At 36.8% G+C, this 22,585-nt stretch carries 24 protein-coding genes; 9 read left to right on the forward strand and 15 right to left on the reverse strand.

The genetic code is table 11. The features are described from left to right. Positions 1–17 precede the first annotated feature (17 nt). The 9 genes from BHU33_RS05735 to rbsK all read right to left on the reverse strand — a co-directional run bounded on the left by BHU33_RS05735 (position 18) and on the right by rbsK (position 6,744). Positions 18–1,217: an ammonium transporter gene (locus BHU33_RS05735; protein WP_056997562.1), complete on the reverse strand. Its 1,200-nt coding sequence runs from the start codon at positions 1,215–1,217 to the stop codon at positions 18–20. A 152-nt stretch (positions 1,218–1,369) separates the two neighbouring features. Then, complete coding sequence (gene hxlB / locus BHU33_RS05740; RefSeq protein ID WP_054646647.1) at positions 1,370–1,903, reverse strand: 6-phospho-3-hexuloisomerase; 534 nt, start codon at positions 1,901–1,903, stop codon at positions 1,370–1,372. A 2-nt stretch (positions 1,904–1,905) separates the two neighbouring features. After that, complete coding sequence (hxlA, locus tag BHU33_RS05745) at positions 1,906–2,532, reverse strand: 3-hexulose-6-phosphate synthase (RefSeq protein WP_054646646.1); 627 nt, start codon at positions 2,530–2,532, stop codon at positions 1,906–1,908. Between the two features lie 122 nt (positions 2,533–2,654). Continuing rightward, positions 2,655–2,888, reverse strand: coding sequence for a DUF2922 domain-containing protein (locus BHU33_RS05750; RefSeq protein ID WP_054646645.1), 234 nt, complete (start codon positions 2,886–2,888; stop codon positions 2,655–2,657). Between the two features lie 13 nt (positions 2,889–2,901). After that, complete coding sequence (locus tag BHU33_RS05755; RefSeq protein ID WP_054646644.1) at positions 2,902–3,105, reverse strand: DUF1659 domain-containing protein; 204 nt, start codon at positions 3,103–3,105, stop codon at positions 2,902–2,904. 73 nt (positions 3,106–3,178) lie between these two features. Then, positions 3,179–3,727, reverse strand: a complete 549-nt coding sequence (locus BHU33_RS05760; protein WP_054646643.1) for a sigma-70 family RNA polymerase sigma factor — start codon at positions 3,725–3,727, stop codon at positions 3,179–3,181. 62 nt (positions 3,728–3,789) lie between these two features. Then, entirely contained in the window at positions 3,790–4,725 is a 936-nt protein-coding gene (locus BHU33_RS05765) for a phosphoglycerate dehydrogenase (RefSeq protein WP_056997563.1), read from the reverse strand. 75 nt (positions 4,726–4,800) lie between these two features. Beyond that, positions 4,801–5,043 (reverse strand): hypothetical protein, encoded by a 243-nt coding sequence (locus BHU33_RS05770; RefSeq protein WP_054646642.1) that lies wholly within the window; start codon positions 5,041–5,043, stop codon positions 4,801–4,803. A gap of 69 nt (positions 5,044–5,112) precedes the next feature. Beyond that, positions 5,113–6,744 carry a ribokinase gene (gene rbsK / locus BHU33_RS05775; RefSeq protein WP_054646641.1) on the reverse strand — a complete coding sequence of 544 codons (1,632 nt, stop codon included), beginning with the start codon at positions 6,742–6,744 and terminating at the stop codon, positions 5,113–5,115. 383 nt (positions 6,745–7,127) lie between these two features. On the opposite strand from rbsK, the gene BHU33_RS05780 reads away from it, so the two are divergent. The 7 genes from BHU33_RS05780 (at position 7,128) to BHU33_RS05815 (ending at position 15,168) form a co-directional block, all read left to right on the forward strand. Then, positions 7,128–8,141 (forward strand): zinc-dependent alcohol dehydrogenase family protein, encoded by a 1,014-nt coding sequence (locus BHU33_RS05780; RefSeq protein ID WP_056997570.1) that lies wholly within the window; start codon positions 7,128–7,130, stop codon positions 8,139–8,141. Positions 8,142–8,218: 77 nt separating this feature from the next. Beyond that, positions 8,219–8,992 carry a fructose permease gene (locus tag BHU33_RS05785; RefSeq protein WP_225355262.1) on the forward strand — a complete coding sequence of 258 codons (774 nt, stop codon included), beginning with the start codon at positions 8,219–8,221 and terminating at the stop codon, positions 8,990–8,992. Positions 8,993–9,570: 578 nt separating this feature from the next. Then, complete coding sequence (locus BHU33_RS05795; protein WP_054646638.1) at positions 9,571–11,217, forward strand: peptide ABC transporter substrate-binding protein; 1,647 nt, start codon at positions 9,571–9,573, stop codon at positions 11,215–11,217. A gap of 13 nt (positions 11,218–11,230) precedes the next feature. Further along, on the forward strand, positions 11,231–12,163 hold the full coding sequence (gene opp3b / locus BHU33_RS05800) for an oligopeptide ABC transporter permease (RefSeq protein ID WP_054646637.1): 933 nt from the start codon (positions 11,231–11,233) through the stop codon (positions 12,161–12,163). Beyond that, positions 12,163–13,182 carry an ABC transporter permease gene (locus BHU33_RS05805; protein WP_054646636.1) on the forward strand — a complete coding sequence of 340 codons (1,020 nt, stop codon included), beginning with the start codon at positions 12,163–12,165 and terminating at the stop codon, positions 13,180–13,182. Before opp3b ends, BHU33_RS05805 begins: the two co-directional genes overlap by 1 nt. Positions 13,183–13,196: 14 nt before the next feature. Then, positions 13,197–14,246 (forward strand): ABC transporter ATP-binding protein, encoded by a 1,050-nt coding sequence (locus BHU33_RS05810; protein WP_054646635.1) that lies wholly within the window; start codon positions 13,197–13,199, stop codon positions 14,244–14,246. Then, the gene (locus tag BHU33_RS05815) at positions 14,239–15,168 is read left to right on the forward strand and encodes an ABC transporter ATP-binding protein (RefSeq protein WP_054646634.1); all 930 of its coding nucleotides are present in this window, start codon (positions 14,239–14,241) and stop codon (positions 15,166–15,168) included. The genes BHU33_RS05810 and BHU33_RS05815 overlap by 8 nt, the downstream gene beginning before the upstream one ends. Before the next feature lie 48 nt (positions 15,169–15,216). On the opposite strand, the gene BHU33_RS05820 is transcribed toward BHU33_RS05815, so the two are convergent. The 3 genes from BHU33_RS05820 to BHU33_RS05830 form a co-directional block, all read right to left on the reverse strand. After that, positions 15,217–15,438 (reverse strand): hypothetical protein, encoded by a 222-nt coding sequence (locus BHU33_RS05820; RefSeq protein WP_054646633.1) that lies wholly within the window; start codon positions 15,436–15,438, stop codon positions 15,217–15,219. A 61-nt stretch (positions 15,439–15,499) separates the two neighbouring features. Beyond that, a complete protein-coding gene (locus BHU33_RS05825) occupies positions 15,500–16,261 on the reverse strand; it encodes an ABC transporter permease (RefSeq protein WP_054646632.1) in 762 nt (253 codons plus the stop codon). Beyond that, positions 16,254–16,910 carry an ABC transporter ATP-binding protein gene (locus BHU33_RS05830; protein ID WP_054646631.1) on the reverse strand — a complete coding sequence of 219 codons (657 nt, stop codon included), beginning with the start codon at positions 16,908–16,910 and terminating at the stop codon, positions 16,254–16,256. The genes BHU33_RS05825 and BHU33_RS05830 overlap by 8 nt, the downstream gene beginning before the upstream one ends. Positions 16,911–17,068: 158 nt before the next feature. Between BHU33_RS05830 and rlmD the strand changes: the two genes are divergently transcribed. Together rlmD and BHU33_RS05840 are read left to right on the forward strand one after the other, a co-directional pair. Then, positions 17,069–18,475, forward strand: a complete 1,407-nt coding sequence (gene rlmD / locus BHU33_RS05835) for a 23S rRNA (uracil(1939)-C(5))-methyltransferase RlmD (protein WP_056997564.1) — start codon at positions 17,069–17,071, stop codon at positions 18,473–18,475. A gap of 14 nt (positions 18,476–18,489) precedes the next feature. Then, positions 18,490–18,912, forward strand: a complete 423-nt coding sequence (locus BHU33_RS05840; protein WP_054646630.1) for a DUF2628 domain-containing protein — start codon at positions 18,490–18,492, stop codon at positions 18,910–18,912. A gap of 59 nt (positions 18,913–18,971) precedes the next feature. Here BHU33_RS05840 and BHU33_RS05845 read toward each other — a convergent pair whose 3' ends face one another. From BHU33_RS05845 to rbsU, 3 genes are all read right to left on the reverse strand, one after another. After that, positions 18,972–19,868: a GRP family sugar transporter gene (locus tag BHU33_RS05845; RefSeq protein ID WP_054646629.1), complete on the reverse strand. Its 897-nt coding sequence runs from the start codon at positions 19,866–19,868 to the stop codon at positions 18,972–18,974. A 182-nt stretch (positions 19,869–20,050) separates the two neighbouring features. Then, positions 20,051–21,559: a xylulokinase gene (xylB, locus tag BHU33_RS05850; protein WP_054646663.1), complete on the reverse strand. Its 1,509-nt coding sequence runs from the start codon at positions 21,557–21,559 to the stop codon at positions 20,051–20,053. A 53-nt stretch (positions 21,560–21,612) separates the two neighbouring features. Continuing rightward, complete coding sequence (gene rbsU, locus BHU33_RS05855; protein ID WP_056997565.1) at positions 21,613–22,530, reverse strand: ribose/proton symporter RbsU; 918 nt, start codon at positions 22,528–22,530, stop codon at positions 21,613–21,615. Positions 22,531–22,585 lie beyond the last annotated feature (55 nt).

The following is a 22,585-nucleotide window of genomic DNA, read 5'->3' on the forward strand; positions in this document are numbered from 1 at the left end:
CAATCACTAACTTGAGATTAATCTTTCAATTCTTCACGGAGTTGTTCCTCAGCCTTTGAAATTCTCATTCGAATAATACGTTTCAACACCATGATTAACATACTTACCATAATTAAGGTAAATACGATTGTAAATAACGTTGCGCCAGTCTGAATGCCTAGCAACTTAAAGCCGCCGCCTTCAAACAAACCGTTAATTTTAACTGCTGGATTAATCTTTTTAGCTGCAAACAATCCAGTCATGATACTTCCCACAATTCCTGAAACACCATGACAGCCAAAGGCATCTAAGGTATCATCAATTTTAAGAATTGGTTTAACAACATTGATAAAGAAATAACTAACGATAGTGGCAACTAATCCAATGACCATTGCACTTTCCACTGACACAAAACCACAAGCTGGCGTAATCGCAACCAAGCCACAAAGAGCCCCGGTACAGATACCTAGCAAAGTCGCATTTCGTTTTGTAAAAACATCTAAAATAATCCAAGCTAACATAGCAGTTGCCGCTGCAACCGTGGTTGTCAGCATTGCCTGCATCGCAACGGTGTTAATCGCAAAGGCTGAACCAGCGTTAAATCCATACCAACCAATCCATAACAATGCAGTTCCTAACAAGACCCAGCTCAAGTTCAGCGGACTCCCATTTTGTTTCACTAAACGAGGTCCGAGGAAGTAAGCCAAAACTAGGGCTGTTACCCCAGCATCAATATGAACAACCGTTCCACCAGCAAAATCCAATGCTCCCCAATTTTGTAAAAAACCGCCGCCCCACACAATGTGAACTAAAGGATAGTAAACGAAAATCGACCATAAAACTGTGAACGAGATTAAAAATTTAAAGTCCATCCGTCCCACGATTGCTCCGACAAACAACGCTGGCGTAATGATTGCAAACATCATTTGAAAAATAATGTAGGCTACATTGGTGATACTGCCTGAAGTTTGAACTGCTCCGGCAGCTAACTTAACATTATGTAACATGAAATTATGTAAATTACCGATGACGTTAAAGTAGTTTCCCGAAAATGAAAGTGAATATCCGATGGTAATCCACAACAATACCGGAATACTACACATAATAAAAACCGACATTAACGTATTGTTGATGTTTTTCTTGGGTACCATCCCTCCGTAAAAAAATGCTAATCCAGGTGTCATTAGGAAAACCAATACTGAACAAATAAAAATAAACACGACGTTTGTAGCCACCATTTGCAACCTCCTACGAAATTTAATGTCTTCAGTATAATCGGCTCATTTTAAACTAACTAGGTTTGATGTCGCGTTTTGTGACAAATCTATCAATTTTTACAAAAAGACCTCCAACAGTCAGCCTGGTAGCTCACCATTGGAGGTCTTTATTTTTATTCTAAATTAGCATGACGCTGTTTCATGAATTGTTCAGTAATCTTAGCATTCTGCATATAAGCTAACGTTACCGCATCGCCAAACAACCAAACCGACTGTTCAAACAAACTACCCATCGGCTGTTGCGAATCACGTTGATCATTTACCATATTTTTACTTTTGCCTGGCAAAATTGAAATCTGATTTGCAATCTTAGCCAACGGTGAATCATCGTTTGTTGACCACAACCAAATTTTGGCATCAGCTTTTTGTGCTTCCTTAGCAATATTTACTGTTCCCTGTGTGGTTCCAGAAGCGGAAGCAACAATCAACAAATCATCCGCTGTAATCGCTGGCGTGGTAGTCTCACCAACCACGTATGCTGACTTGCCCATTTGCACGAGCCGCATCGCAAAGCCTTTGAGTCCTAATCCGGAACGTCCGCCGCCATATACAAAAATATGGTTAGCATGTTTGATTAACTCAATGTCCTTGTCTGTCACTGGAACTGCTTGTTGGTCTAATTCATGTAAAATTTCATTCCACATCATGATTATTTTAAAGCAGCCTTAAATTCTTCAGCAACTTTAGTAGGATCATCGGTGGTCGAAATTCCACCCCCAACGATTAACAAGTCAGGATCAGCTTGTTTAACTTCTTCCAAGTTATCTAACTTAATACCACCTGCAATCGCAGTCTTAGTGTTCTTAACATTTTCTTTGATTAAAGCAAAGGTTTCAAATGGGGTTTCGCCTTTTGCTTGTAAATCATAACCAGTATGAGTTCCAATGTAGTCAGCACCAAACGCATCAATTTCACGAGCTCGTTTGGCCACATCTTGAACCCCAATCATGTCGACTAAGATTTCTTTTCCATCATCATGAGCTGCCTTTACTGCATCTTTGATGGATTGGTCTTCAGCCACACCTAAAATAGTCGTAATATCAGCACCATATTTAACGGCTTGGTTTACTTCATATGAAGCAACATCCATAATCTTCAAATCAGCCAGTAAAGTAATATCAGGGAATTGCTTTCTGATTTTGGCTAAACCTTCAAGTCCAAAGTTAATTACCAATGGAGTTCCGTATTCAAAAATATCAATACTGTCTTTCGTTTTTTCAATTAATTTAATTGCACCGTCTACGTCTTCTAAATCGATGGCAAGTTGAATTTTCATAATTGTTTTCCTCCTCTAATGTCAATGGAAGTCAAGTATAGCAGAGATTTACAGCGGCTAAAAATGATTGGTTTGTAAATCAATGCACAAAAAAAGCCGACATGATTGTCGACTTTTCTTTTTTATGCAGGTATTTTAGATTCGTCAAAGATTGGATAACTTTTGCTTTCGGCATATCGGGCCGCTACCGGAGTTGCATAGAGATTAATGCCGTCTTTTTTAAACATTTCTAACGCCACGATTCGATTCATCAAGGCTTTAGTTTCTGCTTCCTGCAAATTTTGGTTCGTGTAGTTCAACTTCATGGTACGGATTTTATGTTGTTCTGATTTAAATACTAATTCTAAAATTTTCATCTAATATCTCCTCTTATTCTGCAATGATAGTGGCGTTATTAACAACAACTTTTTCAAAACTATCGCCGGATAGGTCTGCTAATACTGCTCCAAATTTTGTGAGTTGTTCGTCTGAAACATCTTCTACGACGTTTGTAAAATTACGACGTAGTCCTTTTTCATGACCTGCTCCCACCATCGTATAAGTTGCATTAGCTTTAATCCAAGTTTTTTTCATTTTTATCTCCTCTTTGTAGGTCTCAGTTTATTTTGTAATCAGTTGGCCAACCCTTACATATACTAGTAACGTTTTAGCGTACCGATGTGTTACCCCAAATTGGTTTTATTTTTTGTTGTAGTTTCAAACGCCACTGATACAGTGTCTTGCGAGAGACATTTAAATCATTAGCAATTTGTGAGATTGTCTTTCCTTCTATATATAATCCATTTAGAAGGCGCTGCTCATTTTGATTTAACCCTTGTAATAATTTTTGATACAAGAGTTTTATTTCCACATCATCACTTGCACCATCATTAAATGCTAGGTTGCTCAGAAGGTCGTCTACCCCCCCCCACCCGGCATTTTTGGCGCTGATTCGATTGGTCTGGCGCAATCCATCAAGAATTTGCCATCTCACAGACTGATAAATATAATTCAACATTTTCTTCTGATTTTCTCGTTCATGCGGATATTTATCATAAGCAGCCACAAACGCTAATCGTCCGTCTTGGACTAAATCCTGATAATTATCATGAAACGGACGGATATTCAGACTTTTCAAAACTCCATACACCACTACTTCGTGATCACCCTTTAACATAAACTGAAAGGCGTCACTGCTATTTTCGATTTCTTGCAAATAAAAACTCCTGTCTTCGCTAAATTTTAGCTACGACAGGAGATACGTAAAAACGTTTTATTTTATTCTGTAACCGCCCACAAAGGTTTTTCACCATTTAAAACTAGAACAACTTCGCTCGCCGCATCATACGACATCCGGTTCATGCATTCAACTGTGTTGGCAGCCATATGTGGTGTAAGCAGCACATTATCTAGTTTGAAAAGTGGACTAGACAATGGTAATGGCTGTTCGTCAAAGACGTCTAATGCAGCCGCTTTAATTACTTTATTTTTTAAAGCATCGACTAAATCGGCCGTAACGACTAATTCCCCGCGTGCTAAGTTAACTAGTACAGACGAATCTTTCATCAGCGCAAATTCACGTTTGCCAATACTATGTTTTGTTTCCGGGGTAACCCGCATGTGCAATGAAACAATGTCAGAATCCTTTAAAACCGTTTCACGATCGACAACTTTGCCATCAGGTGATTCTTTAGCATGAGGCGAATAAATTAAAACATTCATCCCCAATGCATGGACCATGTGAGCAACTTGGCGTCCAATTCGACCATAGCCTAGAATTCCAACTGTTTTACCTTCTAAATCAAAGCCCATATGCGTGGTTTTATATGCCCAGTCACCTTTACGCATTGCCATCGAATCATTCGTGATGTTTTTAGAAACATCAAAGATTTCACCAACTGTCGTTTCAGCCACAGTTGAAGCATTGGCTTTAGGTGTGATAGTAACGTATACGCCATGAGCAGTGAAATATGAAACATCAAGATTGTCATATCCCACCCCAATCCGTGCCACAATTTTTAGATTAGGCATTTTTGCTAACGTTTCATTGGGAAATGGAGCAAGTCCCCAAATAACTCCATCGGCATCACTAGACAACTCTAATAAAGTTGAAATTTTATCATCCGGTAATTCAATTATTTCAATTTGGTGCTTGCTTAACTCATCTTTTCCCACTTTTGCTAATGATTTGGGAATTGCAACTTTTTTTGTCATCATTAAATCTCCTTATAAAAACAAAAAGACTCAAACCGACGCATTGTCGGCTCGAATCTCTTGATTAAATTAGTATTAAGCTAATTCATTAGCTGGGTTAACAATGTATATTTGACCATTGTTGTATTTGTAGTCAAGACGAACTTTTTTACCATTCTTATCAGCAACATAAACTTTATGTCTGCCACGAATGAAGTCGTTAATAACGATATCGCTTGATTGAAGTTTACCTTCACCATCAGCGTAGTTAACGAAAACTTCGTTAAGTTTGTATTTAATGTAGTTCACAATAATATATTTGATTTGTACTTGATCCATAATAATTGCCTCCATCTTAAATTGATTACCTTAATTCTAACACATATTAAATGTTTAATAACAATATCTTTACTTGGTAGCTAAATCTTCTCGCTTGATGGTTTTAATCTGATCCCCACCAATTATTAATTCATCACAAACATTTAAGAACAATCCGTGTTCAACTACTCCAGTTTGATTCTTTAAATTTTTCGCCAAATCTTTTAAATCGGCATGTTTAGGAATTGTAATGTTGATTAAATAGTTACCCGAATCAGTTTCTAAAATATCACCATTGTCTTCAAAACGGAATGCTGGATGATAACCATTGTCACGCAAGTAACGAAAGACTCCCATTCCACCAAATGGAATTACTTCAACTGGCATCTGTCTACCTTCTAATGTTTTATGATACTTTGTAGAATCCACAATCCAAATGTTCTTTTTCGACATTTTAGCAACTAACTTTTCAAAGAGTAAAGCGGCCCCGCCGCCTTTAATTCCGTTTAGTTTGTCATCAACCGAGTCGGCACCATCAACGGTAATATCGACTTCATCAATTGTATTTACATCCAACATATTCATATGCAGACTTTCGGCTAGTTTTTGCGTTCCAAGTGAAGTTGCAACACATTGAATATCTAATTTTTCGTTTACAATTCGCTTTTGAATTGCTTTTACAAAGTATGCTGAGGTTGTCCCAGAACCTAATCCTAATGTAATATGATTAGGGATTTGTTGGGCCGCAAACTCGGCTGCTTGTTGCTTTTCTTTTTCGATTTCTTCTTTAGAAATGCTATCCTGCTTAATCACATTCCGAATCTCGGCTTCAGTTGGAATCGAGTTTTGCGCACCTGCTACCTGAACTGTTAATGAAGATGCATGATTTGCATATAACATGGCTTCTTTAATATTGGAGTTATCAATCGCCAACTGTGAAGCTAAGGCACCAATAAATGTATCTCCAGCAGCCGTAGTATCAACGGCCTTAACTTTAAACGCTGGAATAAAATCATGTTCAGTTGGAGTAGCATAAAACGATCCCTTGTCACCAACTGTGATAATCACCATTTTAATGCCTTTTTCAAAGAAAATCATGGCATTATCCAACATGGAAACTTCATCTTTAACCTCAATCCCCGTCAAAGTCTGGGACTCGGTTTCATTAGGAGTAATGATATCGGTTAATTGCAGTAATTCTTCTGGCAGTTGCCGTGCTGGAGCTGGATTTAAAATGGTCTGCACCCCGTTTGCCTTAGCAATCTTAAAAGCAGCAATAATTGCTGGAATTGGAATTTCCAATTGGGCAATAATACGGTCGGCATTAGCAATTGCATCCCGATGAGCTTCGACATCTTCTGGAGTCATTGCCATGTTAGCTCCACCGTAAACATAAATCGAGTTTTGACCGGTTTTATCAACGGTAATATAAGCTTTCCCGGTTTCATGGTCTTGCGTCGTAATCAAATGATCAACATTCATTTTGTCCTGCTTAAATCCAGCAATCATCATTTTTGCGTCTTCATCATTACCTAATTTAGTAATAAAAGTTGTTTCAGCACCAGATCGAGCAGCGGCAATCGCCTGATTAGCACCCTTACCACCACCATGTGATTGCTGATAAGTATTAATTGCCAGCGTTTCACCAGGTAAAGCATATTTATCAACGTTTAAAACTTTATCTACATTAGTTGAACCAACTACTACAATTTTCTTTGTCATTGTTACGTCCTCCGTTCTTTAACTATATTTTAGCACCAATTCAAATTTTATGTAACCGCTTACAATGACTATAATCAAATTCTAAGTTAAATAAGTTTGTGAAAGATTTTATTAAGTTTTAACCGCTTTTTAAGGTTGTATGACCGCCAGCATAGGAATATAAAACTGACATAAGCTACCTTGAATTTGTGAAAATATTTCAACTAATAAAAACCCCTAAAAACCCCTTGCAATAATAATGTAAACGGTTTATATTTTTAAGTGTAGAAAAATACATTTGAATTAAATAAAAACAAATGATTTTTATTAATTCTTTTTTTATTTAATTTGTATGCTCAATTCGTAACTTTTAATTTAAAGGAGATTTAATTATGGCTGACAAAATGAAAGCTTTAGTAATGACCGGTAAACAAGAAATGAAGATGGAAGAACGAGACATCCCAACTCCAAAGGATAACGAAGTTTTAATTGAAACTGCTTATGCTGGTATCTGTGGTACTGATAACGCCCTTTTCAATGGACTTCCAGGTTCAGCAGATGCTGTTCCTCCTATTGTTTTAGGACACGAAAACTCAGGTGTTGTTAAAGCAGTTGGTAAAAATGTTAAAAACTTTAAAGAAGGAGACCGTGTTGCCGTTGACCCTAATATCTACTGTGGCAAATGTTTCTACTGTCACATTGGTCTCTTTGAAGAATGTGACAACCTTTCTGCAGTTGGTGTAACTCGTGATGGTGGTTTGGAACAATACTTCACTGCCCCAGATACTGTTGTTTACCATGTTCCAGATGCTGTTTCACTTAAAGCTGCTTGTTCATTAGAACCTATTTCATGTGGTGTTCACACTATGCACATTATGGAAAACATTCAACCACATATGAACGCTTTAATCATTGGTGATGGTTACATGGCTAAATTATTTGCTCAATTATTAAGAGCTTACGGAATCCAAGATATTACCATGACTGGTCGTCACGATGACCTTCTTGCTCAAGAAAAGAAAGAATTAAACTTAAACCATGTTGTTAACACTACTAAAGAAGAAATCCCTGGTGATTACGACGTTGTAATCGAAGCTGTTGGTAAACCAGAAACTCAAGAAGCAGCTGTTAAACACACTAACAAGGGTGCTCAAGTATTCATGTTTGGTGTTGGTGAACCAGGACAAACTTTCTCAATGAACACTTACGAAATCTTCAAGAAACAATTAACAGTTAAAGGTTCAATGATTAACCCTAACTCATTTGAAGACTCACTTGCATTACTTGAATCAGGTGCAGTTAAGGTTGAACCTTACCAAGCTAACACCATCAGCTTAGACCAAGTAGAAGGTGTCTTAAACCACACTACTCCTATGACTGGTAAAACTGTTGTTGCTGTTAACCCTGATCTTAAATAATTAAATAACAAGGAGATCTGCATGGCTTATACAAAACCAAAAAAACGCCACGTACCATTTCCATGAAGACTTCCATCATGTTTTTTGTCCTTTCCTTAGTTATTAATTCGCTGGGTAATGTTTTAACTCTGGTTTCCAGTTCCAAAGTACTCCCCTCTTTTCTAGGGTCTGCTTACTGGACCGCAGCGGAAACCAACTTAGGAATTGCCTTTGGTTGGAATCTCTTTTGGGCCTTTTTAATCCTTGGTGTAGTAATTACTATTTTAAATGCCATTTTGGTTGGTCACTGGGACTGGGGGCGTGCCATTGGAAATGTCATTTTCATGGTGCCATTCTCGTTCTTAATTCAATTCTTTGATAATCTATTCGTTGGTGGCGATATCTTTGGAATCCATATGAATCCAATTATCAACATTCCGGTTGCTGATGCACATCACGGCGGTTGGTTGTTAATTATCTTCTACGTCTTGATTAACTTTGTTGGAGTTGCTTTAATTGCAATTGCTATCTCAATTTATCAACGGGTCAACCTAGTGTTGCATCCTGCCGACGACTTGATGCAAATCCTGCGTTTTAAATATTTCAAAGGAAACGCCGGAAAAGCAATGTGGGCATCCTACATTCCCCCAACGATTATGGGAGTTGTCGCTTTTGCCATTACCCGTCAATTTACTTTCTACGGGATTGGAACAATTTTTGCCTTCTTATTCCAAGGTAATATCACTGGAATAGCTGATAAAGTTGTCTTTCCTCACTTGAAACATCAAGCAGTTGATGTTCCGGTTGATGATCCAACCATTGTTGAAGAAATTGATAATGACATTGAAGAACACGAAAATAAAAAAGATTAATTAAAAAAACTCTAAGTGATGTAAAAATTCATCATTTAGAGTTTTTTATTAACTTATATTGCAAATCATTTCAGCAAAATCAAGAAAAAGACTATACTTAAATAAATAAAAAGACGAGTGAGATGAGAGAATATGGCGATCAAAAAAGTTATTGCAGCCCTATTAGTTTTAATTATGTTAATTTGTTTGGTATTTGAGGCTCTAAATGGTGCTTTTACCAAAAACCCCTCCAAAGCCCAAAGCCGCATCTATCATTTTTGCGATGTCATTTACTCCCTCTGTTTAGTTGGAATTGCACTAGTAGTCGTTGCTAGTTCTATTTTAAGATCAATGTAGATAATTAATAAATTAAAAGAACGCTTGATTTCGTGGTGCTTTTCACGAAGTCAAGCGTTTTTTTATAAGCTTTTTTATCAAAAGAATAACACAAACATTATTCACAAATAATCAGCACAAAACAGCTAATATACCGATAAAATAAATATAAATTAAACAAATGTTAAGAAAATCGTTTACAATTTAAAAAATAAGCCTTATCATAATAAAAACTTAAGTTTTATTTATTTGGAGGTGTCACAATGAAAAGTTTTCACCATCGCAAACTATTTTCTTTAGCAATTCTCGGAGTTGCTGCCTTATCTTTAGCTGGCTGTTCCCAGAAAAAATATAACAGCGCTAGTGCCAAGAAAACAGTTTCTGTAAGTTCCAATGCTAGTATTAGCACTATGGATTCATCGTTAAATACCACTTTAGTGGGTGCTCAGGAACTGAGCAACACTATGGAAGGTTTGTATCGTTATTCGGGCAACAAATTGGAACCTGGCGTTGCTAAATCAATTGCCAAACCAACTGACGGTGGTAAAAAATACACCATTGATCTTAAAAAGACCAAGTGGTCTAATGGCGATCCAGTGACTGCCAATGATTTCGTTTATGCTTGGCAAAGAATGGTTGATCCTAAAACTGCCTCACAATATTCTTACATATACAGCGGAGTTAAAAATGCTGATGATATCGTGGCAGGTAAGAAAAAACCAGATACACTCGGTATCAAAGCCCTTAATAAGTACAAACTGCAAGTTACTTTAGAGCATCCAATTCCATACTTTGACACCTTAGTATCAGGTGCTCAATTCTATCCGCTTAATAAAAAAGCTGTTACGGCTAGTGGATCAAATTATGGAATTACCAGTAAAGGAATGGTATTTAACGGACCTTACAAACTGGAAAACTGGAAGGCCGGAGATACAGAATGGCATGATACTAAAAATAACAGTTATTGGAATGCTAAAAACGTTAAAACTGATCAACTTAAATGGTATGTAATTACTGATCCTAACACCGGATTAAACTTATATGATACCAACATGCTGGATCGTTTAAACAACCTTGGTGGAGATGCTGCTCATCAGTTGTCTAATAACAAAGACTTTTCAACAACCCCACAAAACTCTACTTACTATCTCGAAACAAATGAGAAAAAATTCCCATTCATGAAGAATAAAAAATTACGTCAGGCAATGGCTCTATCAATCAACCGTGACGAACTTTCAAACATTATTCTTGGTAAAACTGGTATTCCAGCTCACAGTGTTGTTCCTCAAGACATGAGTAAGAATCCTAAGACTGGTGTGGACTTTACTGACGAACCATCAGCCAAAGCCGATAGAAAATACACAAATTATGATCCTGCTAAAGCAACTAAACTTTGGCAAGAAGGTTTGAAAGAAACCGGACAAAAAAATGTAGACTTTACCTTTACTGCTGATGATACGGATACCACGAAGAAAATGAGTGAATACATCCAGGACACCATGCAGAAAAATCTTCCTGGTTTGAAGATTACTCTCAGCAATGTTCCGTTCAAAACGAGAGTTCAACGTCAGTCTACCAAGAACTTTGACATGATTGGTGCCGCTTGGATTGCTGATTATCCAGATCCAACTAACTTCTTAGATCTCTTTACCAAAGGCAATCCTAATAATGACGGTAGCTGGGAAAATGCTCAATATGATAAATACGTTAAGAATAGTGAAACCAAAGATGTCAATAATCCCGAAAAACGTTGGAATGATATGCTAGCAGCTCAAAGTATTATCACTAAAGAACAAGGTGCAATCCCTGTTTTCCAAAATACTAATGCCGCTTTAACTAAACAAAATGTTAAGGGCTTCGAACAAACACCAACCGGTTTGTACAATATGGCTGATGTTTACAAAAAATAAAAGGAGGTAAATCATGACAAAATATATTTTAAAACGACTTTTCTACTTGGTTTTAACCCTGTTGATTATTGCGTCCATTACCTTCTTCATGATGAAGGGGTTGCCTGGAACACCCTATACCAACCAAAATAAAATGAGTCCAACTCAGTTAGCTGCCCTTAATCAAAAATATGGCTTTAATAAACCCTTATTTGAACAATATTTAATGTATATGAATAATTTGGTTCACGGAGATTTAGGTACTTCATTCCAATTCAATAATGAACCAGTTACTCAATTAATTGGCGATCATATTGGTCCATCCATGCAATTAGGACTGCAAGCTATGATTCTTGGTAGTTTATTAGGGATTGTGTTTGGAAGTATTGCTGCTATCAAGAAAAATACTTGGATTGATAGTTTAACTACAATTGTTTCCATTCTAGGTCTTTCAATTCCTAGTTTCGTGTTAGCTGTTTTACTACAATATTACCTTGGTTACAAACTTCACTGGTTCCCAGTAGCACTCTGGCACGGGTTCAGCTCTTCAATTCTGCCAACCTTAGCATTGGCAGCCTTCCCGCTGGCTAGTATCGCTCGTTACATGAGAACTGAAATGGTGGATGTGTTAAACAGCGACTACATTGAACTGGCCAAAGCCAAAGGTGACGCAAGCTGGCAGGTAATTGTCAAACACGCTCTTAGAAACTCATTGATTCCAATCATTACAGTGGTTGGTCCAATGGCAGTTACTATCATGACCGGTTCGATGGTTGTTGAATCGATCTTCTCAATCCCTGGCATTGGCGATCAATTTGTTCAATCAATTTTAACTAATGATTACCCTACTATCATGGGACTAACCTTGTTCTACTCGTTCCTAATGGTAGTTGTAATCCTTATTGTTGATATTCTTTACGGCATTATCGATCCACGAATCAGACTTGGAAAAGGAGGGAAAGCATAATGAGCCAATATTTACCACCAGAGGAAACCGAATTTCAATATGTTAGTAATGACTTGTCTAACATTCCCCAAGAAGTGTCTGGAGCATCGCGAACTTACTTTCAAGATGTAAAACGCCGCTTTGTGCATAATAAAGTCGCAATGGTTTCTTTCTTCTTATTGATTTTAATTGTATTAATTGCTTTTGTGGGTCCCTTCTTTGTTCCAACCGACCCCAACACGCAAAATGTGTTGTTTGCCAACTTGCCACCGAAACTAGGTAACTTAAACATTCCTGGTCTAAATGGAATGCAAACGGTTGGTGGAAAAACTATCAATGCTTACCAAGCAGCTCATGTTCCCCATGGGACTTATTATTTATTTGGAACCGATTACCTTGGTCGTGATTTGTTTGCCAGAATCCTATATGGAACTCGTCTATCAATCATTGTTGCCATTGTAGCAACCCTACTTGATTTATTAATCGGGGTTCCTTATGGAATCATCTCTGGTCTAGCTAGTGAACGAGTTGATACTTTCTTACAACGTGTCATTGAAATCATTTCTTCTGTTCCTGATTTGATCGTGGTTATCCTGCTTTTGATTGTTTTGAAACCCGGGTTAACTTCAATCATCATCGCCATTGCCTTTACCGGTTGGATTACCATGGCCCGTTTGATTAGAGCCCAAGTATTTAAATTAAAACAAAACGAATATGTTTTAGCTTCAGAAACGTTAGGTGAATCAAAATGGAAAATCTCAATTCGTCATCTGCTCCCTAACCTAAGTTCAACCATCATTATTCAAACTATGTTCTCTATTCCAACTGCCATCTTCTTTGAAGCCTTTCTAAGTTTCATTGGAATTGGAATCCCTGCTCCATCAGCATCACTAGGAACATTGATGAACGATGGGCAAAAAGCTTTCCATTTCTTGCCATATCAAATGTGGATTCCAGCAATTATCTTGAGTTTGATCATGATTACTACCAACCTGCTTGGTGATGGAATGCGTGATGCATTCGATCCTCAATCTGATTAGAAAGGAGGAACAAGATGTCTGACAAAGTATTAGAAGTTAAAGATTTAGAAGTTGATTTCTCTACCTTAAATGGAACGGTTCATGCCATTCGAGACGTTAGTTTTGACTTAAATAAAGGTGAAACTCTTGCTCTGGTAGGTGAATCAGGTTCCGGTAAATCGGTCACTGTTAGAAGCGTGATTCAGCTTTATGCTAAAAATGCTAAAGTAACCAATGGTGAAATTACCTTCCATGGTAAAAATCTCTTGGAACTAAGTCCAAAAGAAATGGATAAAATTCGGGGAAAAGATATTTCAATGATCTTCCAGGATCCTATGACTTCATTAGACCCCACCATGACAATTGGAAAACAAGTGGCCGAACCATTACTTGTTCATCATGATACTTCGGAAAAAGAAGCAATGAAACGAGCACAAGAAGTGCTTAAATTAGTAGGAATTCCGAATGCAAAAGAACGGATGCATAACTACCCTCACCAATTTTCTGGTGGTCAACGGCAAAGAATCGTAATTGCGATGGCAATTATTGATAATCCCGAAATTTTAATTGCTGATGAACCAACTACTGCCTTAGATGTAACTGTCCAAGCACAGATTATTAGCTTATTAAAAGATTTGCAAAAGAAGATTGGAACTTCAATTATCTTTATTACTCATGATTTAGGAGTAGTAGCAGGGATTGCTGACCGAGTAGCTGTAATGTACGCTGGCAAAATCATTGAATACGGGACAACCGACGAAATCTACTATGATCCAAAACATCCTTACACTTGGGGCTTGTTAGATTCCATGCCTACTCTAGGTCTAGAAGGAAAACGTTTGAAAGCTATTCCGGGAACTCCAGCTAATCTGATTGATCCGCCGAAAGGTGATGCGTTTGCTCCACGTAGCGAGTATGCCATGAAAATTGACGAACGTTTACAACCGCCGTTTTTCAAGGTCACTGATACCCACTATGCCGCTACCTGGCTCTTAGATCCTAAAGCACCAAAAGTAACTCCTCCTGCTTCAATCCAGGAACGTTACAATCAATATCAAAAATTGCGAGGTGAAAACGATGGCTGATGCACAAAATAAAGATCGTAAAGTAGCAGTTAAGGTTAGACATTTAAAAGAATACTTTAATGCTGGTAAAAAAGATGAAGTTAAGGCTGTCGATGACATCTCCTTTGATATCTACGAAGGTGAAACTTTAGGTCTCGTTGGTGAATCTGGTTCTGGAAAGACCACTACTGGGCGTAGTATTATTCGCTTATACGATCCAACCAGCGGTGATATTCATTTTAACGGTAAAAATATTGCCAAATTAAAAAAACGTCAGCTAAAAGATTTCCGGAAAAACATGCAGATGATTTTCCAAGATCCCTACGCATCTCTTGACCCTCGAATGAAAGTTAAAGATATCATTGCTGAAGGAATTGACGTACATCATCTGGCTAAAGACAATGCTGATCGAGATCGTCAAGTAGCTGACTTATTAAAAAAGGTTAACTTAAATCCTGGATTCGCTAATCGTTATCCTAGCGAATTTTCGGGTGGTCAACGCCAGCGAATTGGAATTGCACGTGCTCTTGCAGTACAACCTTCATTTATCATTGCTGACGAACCTATTTCAGCATTGGATGTTTCCATCCAAGCACAAGTGGTAAATTTGTTGCAAGATATTCAGGAAGAACAAAACTTAACTTATTTGTTTATTGCCCATGATTTATCCATGGTGAAACATATTAGTGATCGAATCGCTGTGCTTTATAAAGGTAAAATCGTTGAGTTATCGACGACTGACGAGGTTTATAACCACCCGTTACATCCTTATACACAAAGTTTATTATCAGCCGTTCCAATCCCTGATCCAGAAGCAGAACGTAATCATAAAATTAAAACTTTTGATCATAATCATCCCTTTAAGGAGGGCGAAGAACTTCGCGAAGTTCTTCCCGGACACTATCTTTACTGCGATGAAGCAACAGCTGCTAAGTATGCTTAATAACTAAAAACGATGTATCGAATTAATTTTCGATACATCGTTTTTAATTTATTTAGATTTACCTATAATCATTAATACAAAACTTACTACAGTTAAAATGAAAGCCAAAGATATTGACCATCCAAAAATTCCTTGTGGACTATTATAAGCAATAACAGGAGTTAATGATAATAAATCGTGCTTAGAATAAGCTTGCCAAAAGGTATAAATTGCAGACATCCAACAAATTATTGCTGCCAAAAGCGAAATATATTTACAAGTTTTTAACATAATAAAACCTCTCACAAAATATGATATTATACTTTTGATATCATATCTGGATTTTACTAATTTATTTAATTAATTGATCATATTGATTAAAGAAGCTCTTGTAGCCCATGTAACATCCAATAATTGAACTAATTGAGGTAATTCCTAGCAACATGAAAGTAATCATAATCTGATATTTAATGGCTAACACCGGATCTGCTCCAGCAAAAATCATTCCTGACATCATTCCAGGTAGAGCCACTAACCCAACTGTTTTGGCGGTATCAATCGTAGGTTGTAATCCTGTTTTAATCGAATCACGAATAATATTTTTACTAGCAACTAGCGGACTAGCCCCAAGTGCTAACATTTCCATGACTTGTGAACGACGATCTTTAAACATCGAATTCATCGTTCTAAAACATAGTCCCATTGCGACTATCGAATTACTAACAATCATACCCGTCAACGGAATAATTTGTGATGGAATAAATTTAACGGCTCCATCTAAAACTAAAACCAACAAAATCACGATTGTACTAGTTGAAATGGCTGTTAACGAAATTGAAAAGGAATTCCGCAAACCATCACTACGCCCTTTCGCATTGTAAGCACCATTAAAAATAATAATCAGAATTAAAGCAATTGTAAGCAGCCAGTTGTCAACTTTAAACACATATTTTAAAACATAACCAACGATAAATAGCTGAACAACACAGCGAATCGTTGCAACAATCAAGTCTTTCCCAATTCCTAATTGTTCACGGTATCCAATCCAAAGTGCAAATAAGACAAAAACTCCAGTCAGTGCTAATGCAGAGTTAGAAACAATTAAATTATGCATTCTGATCAGCCTCCTCCATCTTGCCATCCTTGATGATATAAAGATGTTGAGCGTGCTTAATCTCTTCATCATCATGAGTAATCATAATGATCGTTACGGCATACTTAGTGTTAAAGTAATCAATCATTTTGTGGACACTGGCCTTACTGTCTGAGTCAAGCCCAGTAGTTACTTCGTCTAAAATTAAAACCTTCGGTACAAACATTACATTCCGCAACAGCGCAATTCTCTGTTTTTCCCCACCTGAAAGACTCGTAACTTGTCGATCTAAATCATCTTTACCCAGATCAACAGTTTGTAATGCCTTAATTGCATGGTTTTCGTCGAACGGTTTTTTGCGAATTTGATAAGGAAATTCCAAATTTTCCCGCACTGTATCACCAAATAAAGTTGGCTGTTGAACGGCATACGAAACTTCACGGCGATAAACAATTGGATCAATATCTTTAACATTCGTTCCTTCAAAGATGACGGAACCAGAAGTTGGTGTTAACAATGAAGCTAATAATTTTACAAAAGTAGATTTACCGCTTCCTGATGGTCCTGTAATCGTTGCAATCTCTTGTTTATCAATCCACCAGTTAATATCGTTAATAATTTGTTTATTATCAACGGTGTAGTAAAGATTCTTTGTTTCTAATTGATGCATAAAAAATCTCCTATTCGTTTTTAATCTCTTCTAATTATACGCTATTTCTTAATTGTACAAAACCGTTGTTATAGGATTAGTAGTCCAAGACTACCTATCCTGCAAGTTTAGTACGATAAAATGATATAATTAAATGTATACATTTAAAAGGAGTTACAATGAAATATAATCAAGGTAAAACAAAACCAAAAACAAAAGATGTCAAAGTAGAATTACACCAACGAGTAACCGTAACCATTAAACGACTCGGAATCAACGGTGAAGGTGTCGGATATTATCACCGTAAATTAATTTTTGTTCCAGGTGCACTACCAACAGAACTAGTTCAGGCTGATATTACTGAAATTGAACAAAAATATCTCCGTGCTGAATTAAAACAAATTGATAAAAAAAGCAAATTCAGAGTTCAAACCAGAGATCGCTATGCTAACGAAGTCGGTGGTTTGGCATTAGAAGACTTAGAATATAGTCAACAACTAAAATTCAAACGCGACTTAGTAAAACAGGCTTTAAGTCGTTATCATCCCCGCGGCTTCGAAAAATACGATGTCCGTTCCACAATTGGCATGGAAAATCCTTATAAGTATCGTAATAAAGCTCAATTCCAAGTTCGTACCGAAGCTGATGGTAAGGTCATCGCTGGATTGTATAAAGAAGGCACCCATGAAGTTGTTGATATGGAAACATGTGCGGTACAATACCCAGTTACTATGAAAGTAATGCGAGCTGTCGTAGCAATGGTGCAAGAATTACAGATTCCAACTTACGTTGAGTCCAATCATTCCGGGATTTTAAAAACCATTGTTGTCCGAGCTGCTCTCAATACTAATGAAGTCCAAGTGGTCTTTATTACCAACTCGTCTAAATTACTAAAGAAAAAACAATTAATTATGAAAATTGCTGAAGAACTTCCGGAAGTAACCTCAGTAATGCAAAATATTAATCCGAGTGAAACTCCGCTTATCTGGGGTGATGAAACCATTCGTTTAGCTGGAAGTGAAACTATTACCGAAAAGATTGATGGATTGTCATTTGAATTATCCCCTCGAGCCTTTCTCCAATTAAACTCTATTATGACCCCTAAACTCTATCATTTGGCTGGAAAAGCCTTGCAACTTGATCAAGAAGATCGTTTAGTCGATGCATATTCTGGAGTTGGAACGATTGGTCTCTCGCTGGCTCGCCAAGTCGCAGAAGTGCGCGGCATGGATACGATTAAAGAAGCCATTGAAGATGCTAATCACAATGCTGAAATTAATAACATTCATAATGCTAAATACTATTTTGGCAAAGCTGAAGACATCCTGCCACAATGGATGAGCGAAGGATGGCAACCTACTGCTTTAGTCGTTGATCCACCACGAGTTGGACTTGACCAACATTTGATTGATGCCATCTTACAGACTAGACCAGAAAAATTTGTCTACGTCTCTTGTAACCAGTCAACGTTAGCACAAGATTTAGTACAACTAACTAAATCATATAACGTAGATTATCTCCAACCAATTGATATGATGCCACAAACGGCACACGTTGAAATTGTCGTTAAATTTACACTAAAATAGGAGGGCTTAGTTTTATGAACCCATTTAACTTTGGCGGGAATAATAATGACGATGAACAGAATAAAAACAATTTTAATATGCTGCCTATTATTCCACCAAACTATGCAGTAGTAAAAAATGATAAAGATGATATTCGAGTTAATAAAGTCGGATTTTCCTTTACTTGTCTAATATTTGGCGTTTTACCAGCCATTTTCCGTGGTGATTGGTATAACCTATTCTGTATGTTAGGTATTGAAGCCTTTTGTGTTATGCTCTTAACATACGTAACTGGCATGGATTTATATACTTCGATTGGAGAATTAAGACTCCTTTTTGAAATTGTTTGGGGATTTAGCTATAACTTCATGTACTTTAGGCACTTGCAAAATCTCGGTTATAAACCTGTCGATAAAAAATCAGCTGAATTATTAAAATCACATCATTATTATAAATAAACAAAATGCCATCAAAGATAATTTGATGGCATTTTTGAGTTATTATAAAATTTTTAAATTTAGTCATGGATGAAACTAATTAAAATTCCACCAATAATTACTAATGAAAGCCCAATGGCAATATAAACCATTTCACGTTTTGTTTTATGTTCATGAAGAACAACGATTCCACCAATAGTAGAAATTACCACACACAATTGTGATAATGTGAATCCAGTTGCAACCCCATTAAGTCTAGTAGAGACTAGGTAGAATAAAGCACCAAATCCAAAGAGGAATCCAGTAATAATATTTTTATATGAAGTAATCTGTTTAAATGGATTAGTTTTATGTTTAATCAAAATACTAATTCCAAAAATAGTTCCCATTACTAACATTCCAATTGTTTGAGGTAAAAAGGCCTTCCATCCATCGGCATTTGAAACTTTAGGAAAAGCAGAATATCCAATATATCCAAATGTACCCAACAATAGTAGTAACAAGCCAGTTACAGTATTTTTGTGTAATTCAGCTTTTTCAGCAGCTGAAATTTGTGGACCATTTGCTGAATGTCTAGTCGTGAAAATAATTCCAATAATAATCAAAATAATAGCTCCAAAACCAGACAACTTAGGTAATAAACCAGCCCATTCACCAAAGAAAATAATTCCAGTTAGTGAAGTTCCAACTAACTGCATTCCGGTTGAAATTGGCATGGTACGTGAAACACCCATTTTTTCAAATGCAATATATTGCGTAAACTGACCGCAAGTCCAAGCCATTCCTGATAAGAAACACCAGAAAAATGCCGACGCTGTAAGTTCTGGTCTAGTAAAGGCATATAGTCCAAGAGCAACGATAAAGGCTCCATAAGTTGTTCCTAAAAGTTGGTTAATGGGTTTCCCACCGATTAAACTTGTTGCAATCGGTAAAACACCCCAACCAATCGCTGGAAGTAGTGCAATTAAAATATCCACTAAAATCACCTTTCATTTATAAATCCATAATAAGTATATATAATTCCATTTAAGCGTACCATAATCTGAATTAGAATTAAATTTGTTTTGAATCAAATTTAAATATTTATCTTAAAACGTATCATCAATTTAAAAATGCCTACAAATTATTCAATCAAGAATAAACTTGCAGACATTTTTTATTAAATATTATTCTGTTTTTTATAATCCTGTAACTCATGATTTATTTGCTTCGTTTGCTCATAAACTTGATGATAAATTGCGTAAATTTCAGCATATTTTTTAACATTAGCTGAAATTGGTTGGTAAACCTGATCACGATGGACAAACTGTTTTGCACATTCTTGAAAATCTTTAAACCAGCCTAATCCAACGGCTGCAATCATAGCAGCTCCCATACCCGGTCCTTGAGCATTCTTTAGTTTTATTACTGGTCGATTAAAGATATCAGCCTGCATTTGCAACCAAATCTCACTCTTCGATCCTCCGCCAATAGAAACAATTGTGCTAATTTCCGAACCTTGTTCCCGATAAATATTTAACAAGTCTTCAAAACTAAAAACAATTCCTTCCATCACGGCCCGAATAAAATCACCAAGATTTTGTTTACCATCTACTCCAATAAAACTCCCACGGGTATTAGCATCTGCATAAGGAGCTCTTTCACCCACAATGTAAGGCGTAAAGACTAATCCATTAGATCCAATGGTAGATTTTTGTGCTGCTTGATTTAGTTCAGCATACGACATATCATTACAAAAAGTTTTTTTAAACCAACTTAGTGAATAACCAGCTGCCAGAGTAACGCCCATTGAATAATAACCGCCATCTGGATGATCCTCCATCTGTAAAGTCCCATGATAACCTGGATTAGGCTGATCTTCGTACTTAAGTATTACTCCTGACGTTCCAATGCTAGAAAGAGCTTGATTTGAATTTAAAATTCCCGCTCCTAAAGCACCGGCAGCATTATCAGCAGCTCCAGCAAATACTTTAGTTTCGGTACTTAATCCGGAAAATTCAGCATATTGATCTGTGATATTACCTACATACTGAGTTGATTTAAGTAATGGTGGCAAAATCTTTTCTGGAATATCAAACTTCTCACACAATAATTTACTCCATTGATTAGTATTGATATCCAGCAAAGTTGTTCCTGTAGCATCCGTATAGTCAATTCCTAATTTACCTGTCATTCGATATCGAACATAATCTTTAGGCAACAAGAAGGTGGCAGTTTCCTTCCAAATTTGTGGTTCATTTTCCTTAATCCACAATAGATTGGGGAGCGTAAATCCTTCTAAAGGACGATTCCCCGTGATTGCTTCAAACTGATCACCCATTTGCGTTTCAATCTCGTGACGTTGCTTCGTAGTTCGCGTATCATTCCACAAAATTGCAGGACGTAACACCTGATTATCCTTGTTCAACAGTACTAGTCCGTGCATTTGACCAGAATAACTAATTCCTTTGATACTTTGTGGTGCAATATGATCGTCCAAAATTAGACGAACAATTGCCACAGTAGTACTCATTACCCAATCATTAGGATTTTGTTCGCTATAACCAGTTTGAGGCTGATTTAATGGGTAATCAAAAGATTCCTGTGCTTTAATTTCACCATTTCGATCAACTGCGGAAACTTTAACTGCACTAGTTCCTAAGTCAATCCCAAGTACATACTCGTCCATTATTTTTCCTTTCAAAAAAAGCCGCCAATAAGATGGCGACTTCTTTAATCATTTTATAAGAATGCTGTAACAGCTGCAGCTACAATGATTAAGGCTAAACCAATTAAAGTAGCAACCATTTCTTTTGAGGTCTTTCTCTGGTGTAACCAGTAGATACCTGTAAGTGTTGCAATAACAACGTTAACTTGTGAGATAACGAATGCTGTTGACATGCCAAGCATTTGTGGTTGGGCTGCTACCAAGTAAGCCAAGGCAGCAATTCCAAAGAAAAATCCAGCAATAATTTGTTTGTAAGAAACTGCTTCTTTGAAGACATTTTCTTCTTTAATCTTCATTAAACTGTAAACAATCGCAATTAATACCATTCCAATTGCTTGTGGTAAGAAAGCTTGTAATCCACTCATTGGTTCAGTACGAGGTACAAAACCTTTTGCCCAAGTTAAGTTTTCAACTTGTGGAGCTGCTGAGTAAAGCCAGTATCCAATCACACCAATTAACTGATAAATAACTGCTTTTTTCAATGCAGAAACATTAGTGTTTTCTTTGTTTTGAGTCCAAGTGGTTAAAGTGGCACCAATAATAATCACAATCAAAGCTAAAATACCAATGACTTTGTGACCAATACCAGGCCAACTACTTAATGCAAAAGCTCCCCATAAAGCAGTTACAATCAATTGAAATGCCGTAGTGATGGGCATAACTCTTGATGAACCAACTAATGAGTAACCTTTAAAGGCCATAATCTGACCAAAGCCCCATCCACAACCAGATAGAATTCCAAAGACCAAGTTCCATCCCATTGGGAATCCACAGCCAGTAACAATAAATACGACAAATGCAATAATCAAAGCACCGATTGTGGCACCAAAAATCTGGTTAGAAGGTTTACCACCAATTTTAGATGAAATCGTTGGGAAAAATCCCCATCCAATAACTGGGATAATACCAATTAATAGCGCAAATAAATTCATTTTTTGTTCCTCCATAATTTAACAGTGTGAATCTCTTATTTATATATATATTATA

The sequence above is a fragment of the Fructilactobacillus lindneri DSM 20690 = JCM 11027 genome, assembly GCF_002907375.1.
GTDB lineage: Bacteria > Bacillota > Bacilli > Lactobacillales > Lactobacillaceae > Fructilactobacillus > Fructilactobacillus lindneri.